Annotated in this window: 1 pseudogene; it reads right to left on the bottom strand. The window is 60.8% G+C overall.

What is annotated here, in order from left to right:
* Positions 1 to 240 (bottom strand): annotated as a pseudogene (gene malQ / locus GYRE_RS14365) (4-alpha-glucanotransferase); the annotation flags it as partial.

Here is a 240-nt window from a genome sequence, read left to right as displayed (position 1 = left end):
ATCCCGCGATTAAGCGTCGGCGTCATCGCCATCAGCGAAGCCTTGTGTCCGGCGCGCTGCGGCAGACAGCCGTATTGATGAAGCGCATCCAGCAGCCCCTGCTTCGCCCGTTCCCGGTCCTGGTAAAGACCACGCAGAATAACTTCATCAGGATATAACCCCAGCGCTTTGCCCAGCGTCAGATCCCCGCTTTCCCAATAACCGCGAAGCGTAGGCAGGTCGTGGGTGGTTGCCACCGCC

Source organism: Yokenella regensburgei ATCC 49455, from assembly GCF_000735455.1.
Taxonomy (GTDB): domain Bacteria; phylum Pseudomonadota; class Gammaproteobacteria; order Enterobacterales; family Enterobacteriaceae; genus Yokenella; species Yokenella regensburgei.
The sequence above is the reverse complement of the archived record's forward strand: the minus strand, read 5'-3'. Positions and strand labels throughout refer to the sequence as shown.